Annotated in this window: 4 protein-coding genes; all 4 read left to right on the top strand. The window is 46.4% G+C overall.

Features of this window, described 5'->3' with window-relative positions:
• Positions 1 to 96 precede the first annotated feature (96 nt).
• The 4 genes from B4C70_RS09225 to B4C70_RS09210 all read left to right on the top strand — a co-directional run bounded on the left by B4C70_RS09225 (position 97) and on the right by B4C70_RS09210 (position 4530).
• The gene (locus B4C70_RS09225) at positions 97 to 990 is read left to right on the top strand and encodes a diacylglycerol/lipid kinase family protein (RefSeq protein WP_290778682.1); all 894 of its coding nucleotides are present in this window, start codon (positions 97 to 99) and stop codon (positions 988 to 990) included.
• Between the two features lie 245 nt (positions 991 to 1235).
• Positions 1236 to 1952, top strand: a complete 717-nt coding sequence (locus B4C70_RS09220; RefSeq protein ID WP_290778679.1) for a peptidoglycan DD-metalloendopeptidase family protein — start codon at positions 1236 to 1238, stop codon at positions 1950 to 1952.
• A gap of 117 nt (positions 1953 to 2069) precedes the next feature.
• Complete coding sequence (locus B4C70_RS09215) at positions 2070 to 4043, top strand: penicillin-binding transpeptidase domain-containing protein (RefSeq protein ID WP_290778677.1); 1974 nt, start codon at positions 2070 to 2072, stop codon at positions 4041 to 4043.
• Positions 4044 to 4059: 16 nt separating this feature from the next.
• Complete coding sequence (locus tag B4C70_RS09210; protein WP_215148118.1) at positions 4060 to 4530, top strand: GNAT family N-acetyltransferase; 471 nt, start codon at positions 4060 to 4062, stop codon at positions 4528 to 4530.
• Positions 4531 to 4612 lie beyond the last annotated feature (82 nt).

Genomic DNA, 4612 nt, shown 5'->3' with positions numbered 1-4612 from the left:
TAATTTGACAAACCGTCATTTGTAAAAAAGAATTTGGATTATGTTTTCATCGGACAGGGAAAAAGTCAACAGATTGCCCCGAAGGAGGAATTCATCTTGTCTCAAGCCATGTTGATCATCAACCCGTCTTCTGGAAAAGAACTCGGAAAAAAACACGCAACGCTTGCTGAGGAAACGCTTGCTACTCGCTTTGAAACCGTCGACGTTCGGTTCACGGAAAAAGAACACGATGCGACGGAATTTGCGCGTCATGCTGCCCAGTCTAATTACGACGCTGTCATCGCCATGGGAGGTGACGGAACGGTCAATGAAGTCATCACCGGAATTGCCGAACAACCGCATCGCCCAACGCTCGGAATCGTCCCACTCGGAACGGTAAATGACTTATCGCGCGCATTACACATTCCGACGGATCCGGAAGAGGCGATCCAGATTCTAGCTGACTCCCCTGCCCGACCGCTCGATATCGGTAAATATGATGACCATTACTTCATGAACGTCATCGCTGTTGGTCTGATTGCGGAAGCCGTCGAGGAGGTCAGTGTCGAACAAAAGACGTCACTCGGATCGGTCGCTTATTTCATTGAAGGTCTAAAAGCCTTCAAGGATCATAGCCCCTATCCGATTGAAATCAATTCTGCTGAGAAACAATTCGATGGAGAAGCGCACTTGTTGATCATCGCCTTAACGAATTCCGTTGGCGGGTTCGAATCCTTTGCAGAAGACGCAAAAGTCGATGACGGGTTGTTGCACGGTTTCATCATTACGAAGCTTGGATTCTTTGATGCGCTCCAAGCATTACCCAAACTCATCACGGGTGGATTATCAAAAGCAGATCAAATCGAACACTTCACGACGACACGTGTCGAAATTCGCTCGAAAGAAGAATTGCCGATTAATGCCGATGGGGATACAGCAGGTCATGTTCCCGTGACTGTCGAGGTACTCCCGCAACATTTAACTGTGTTTTCACCATCTTCTAATGAATAACAGTATAGGTTCATAGAAAAAAGAACTGACTCTTCGTCAGTTCTTTTTTACTTATTAATCCATTACAATATATGTTAACAAAGCGTAATTTTGAAACATATTTGAAATATTTTCGTGTTATTGACGATGCTATAATCATCTCAGGCGAAAAATCATTCTTTAAAATAAATAATTATACATAAAATCTTACAATTTTGTAATGATCAGTTCTGGCGCTTCAGATTTTTAAGGAGGAAATACACTCAATGAAACGTTTACTTACAACAATGACAATGGCAGCTTTGGTAGTTTCAGGTTTTGCAACAACGAGTGCTTCGAAAGTTGAAGCTGCAACGACATATAAAGTAAAGGTCATGGCAGACGGACTTCGTGTTCGTACAGGTCCATCAACAGCTTATAAAATCGTCGGTAGCGTCAATACAGGACAGACATTCAATTATCTTGGTGTTTCCGGTTCATGGACAAAAATTTCATACGGTGGCGCATCACGCTACGTTTCTTCTACATACGTAAAAAAATACAGCACAACGACTTCAACAAAAGCAACGACTGGCTTCTCGCGTCCAGCAAGCGGTCCAATCACGCAAGGATATGGTGCTGCAAGTGGAGTTTACGGTTATACGTTCCATAACGGTATCGATATCGGCGCTCCAACAGGTACACCTGTCTATGCATCAGCCGCTGGTAAAGTCATCACATCCCGTTATTACGGCGCATACGGAAATCACGTCATGATGACGCATACCGTCAACGGCATCCAATATACGACGGTGTATGCACACTTGAATAGTCGCTCCGTCTCAGTCGGACAGACGATTGCAAAAGGATCGAAAATCGGTACGATTGGTGCAACAGGTAACGCGTTTGGTGCGCATCTCCATTTTGAAATGCATCGTGGTCCTTACGTCTACAGCGGAACGTCTGCTGCAAACAGTGTCAATCCACTCAATTACTTCAACTAAGCTTGATTCACCGGACTTCTCCCCATGAGAAGTCCGGGTTTTGTGTTTCAGATGAAATCTCCTGACAGGAATGGTACGGTATGGTTATGAGTCTAATCCACAACGGAGGCGAAACACATGAAACGAACGATCTCCTTTCTTTTATCAGCGACGTTTGGTGTGACGTTACTTGCCGGATGTCAAGATCAGCCGACACCTGAAGAACGTCTTGATGCCTACATCAAACTTTGGGAAAAACAAGATTACGATAAGATGTATACGTACGCGAGTACGGCTACTAAAAAGGAATACGGAAAAAAAGAATTCATCGACCGGACAAAACAGTTGTCGAAATCGCTTGATATCAAAAAGTTATCCGTCGAACGGAAGAAAGCGAAGGAAGCAACGGATGACGAAAAAGCGTCCCTTCCCGTACGAATCTCCTTTGATACGGTTGCAGGAGCCGTTGCTTATGATAAACAAGTCCCGTTAACATTCGAGAAACAAGGAGAAACAGAAAACTGGTTCATTGACTGGGACTCTTCGTTTGTTCTAAAAGACTTTAAGAAAGAAGACAAGGTTCAGTTAGAAACCGTAGAAGGCAAACGTGGTGATTTACTCGACGCGAACGATAAACCGCTCGCGACCTCCGGTAAAGGGTATACTGTCGGAGCAACTGCAGGACAACTTAAAGATGTCGACCAAGTTGCCGAGTTGCTCGACCGCCCGACCTCATCGGTCGAAGATTCCTTAAAAGCAAGTTGGGTCAAGGATGGACAATTCGTTCCGCTCAAAACACTGACCGACGAAGCAACGGTTGAAAAATTGCGTGACATTCCTGGAATCAGCGTCAAGGAGACAGAAGTCCGAACGTATCCACTTGGTAAAGCAGCCTCTCATTTAATTGGATATATCGGTTCGGCAACAGCAGACGAAATTAAAGAATCGAAAAATAAAATCCAAGCTGGTGAACAAGTCGGGAAACGAGGTCTTGAACAAGTCCTTGATGATCGGTTACGCGGTAAAACCGGTGCTTCGATCATTCTACAAAAGAAAGACGGATCAAGCGTTACCGTCGCTGAAACGAAGCCGACGAATGGTGAGGATATTCCGTTGACGATTGATGCTACGCTCCAGAAAAAGACGTACGACACGATGCAAGAGGATCCGGGAACGGCATCGGCAATCGATCCGCGGACTGGTGAGACGCGTGTCTTACTTAGCTCCCCGGGCTTTGATCCTTCTGAATTCATGTCAGGGATCTCGCAAGCGCGACTCGATGAACTGACGCAGGATCCGGATCAACCATTGTTGAACCGATTCACGAGTGCCTTCGCACCCGGTTCGACCCAAAAACCCCTGACGGCCGCCGTTGGCTTAAAGAGTGGAACACTTGACCCGGAAAAAGCCTATACGATCAATGGACTGAAAAATAAGATCGATGGTTTTAACGTCACGCGGATTCACGAGACGCCAGCACCCGTTAATCTGCACAATGCGCTCGTTTATTCAGATAACATCTATTTCGCCCGCTCAACACTCGAACAGGTCGGAACGAAAGCGTTCACGTCTGGACTTGAATCACTCGGATACGGAGAGAAGCTACCGTTTACGTATCCGTTACGCGCTTCTCAGATTTCAAACGACGGGACGATTTCTTCAGATGGACAGCTGATGGATACGTCCTACGGACAAGGACAGATGCTGACGAACATTCTCCATCTAACGTCGATGTATGAAATTTTCTTGACCGATGGAACAATCTATCGTCCGACTCTTTTACAAGAGGAAAAAACGAAGCAAGTCTTCAAAAAAGATCTGCTGGATGCGAAAGACGCGAAGATGATTCGTGATGATCTCTATGACGTTGTCCATAACGGCTACACGCTCCCGGCCGATATCAAGGAAGTCGATGTTGCCGGTAAGACCGGTACGGCAGAATTGAAAAAGGCAGGCGAAACCGATGGAAAAGAGAATGGCTTCTTCGTCGGTTACGATAACGACAAAAAAGATCTTCTCGTTGCCATCATGATCGAATCGGTCGAAAAAGAAGATCGTGGCAGTCCGTATGTATCGGGTCTTGTTGCCGAAGTACTCAAACAAAATCGATGATTGGAGTGATTGCTTGATGATCCGCACGAGCCGTACTTCAGACCTCCCTGCCCTGCTTGCACTGACGGCAGAGACCTTCTTGCACCATCAACGATTATCGCCTCACTTTCATCCAGATGTAACGACACCGTACACGCTGGAGTCTTTAAGTCAGATGGTGGAAGCAGAACAACAACTCTGTCTGACAGCGCTTGACGGAGAAACACTCGTTGGTTACTTGTTCGGCAAGTGGACTGCGCCAGCATCCGATCGATTTACACCAGTCCGGATCTTGAACATCACCGACGTCGGTGTCACCTCATCCCATCGTTCATTCGGAATTGGTCGCCAGTTAATGCAGGCTGCAGAAGAACTCGCACTCGAGCGAAAGGTCGATGCTGTTCGCTTAAACGTTTGGGCGGTCAACGACCGTGCCGCCACGTTTTATGAGGAACTTGGATTTGAACCGCTGTATACCAACTTGCAGAAGTCGCTCGTTCAACAGTGACATCTATACGAAAAAGGGGCTGACTCAAAAAAAAGAATGACGCGTCTTTTCACGCCCTTTCCTCAGGCGAGACACAAGCCCG

The sequence above is a fragment of the Exiguobacterium sp. UBA5002 genome, assembly GCF_002396765.1.
Taxonomy (GTDB): Bacteria; Bacillota; Bacilli; order Exiguobacteriales; family Exiguobacteriaceae; genus Exiguobacterium_A.
The sequence above is the reverse complement of the archived record's forward strand: the minus strand, read 5'-3'. Positions and strand labels throughout refer to the sequence as shown.

Coding starts and splice junctions, on each gene's coding strand:
- B4C70_RS09220 (WP_290778679.1), top strand. CDS start 1,236: ATGAAACGTTTACTTACAACAATGACAATGGCAGCTTTGGTAGTTTCA.
- B4C70_RS09215 (WP_290778677.1), top strand. CDS start 2,070: ATGAAACGAACGATCTCCTTTCTTTTATCAGCGACGTTTGGTGTGACG.
- B4C70_RS09210 (WP_215148118.1), top strand. CDS start 4,060: ATGATCCGCACGAGCCGTACTTCAGACCTCCCTGCCCTGCTTGCACTG.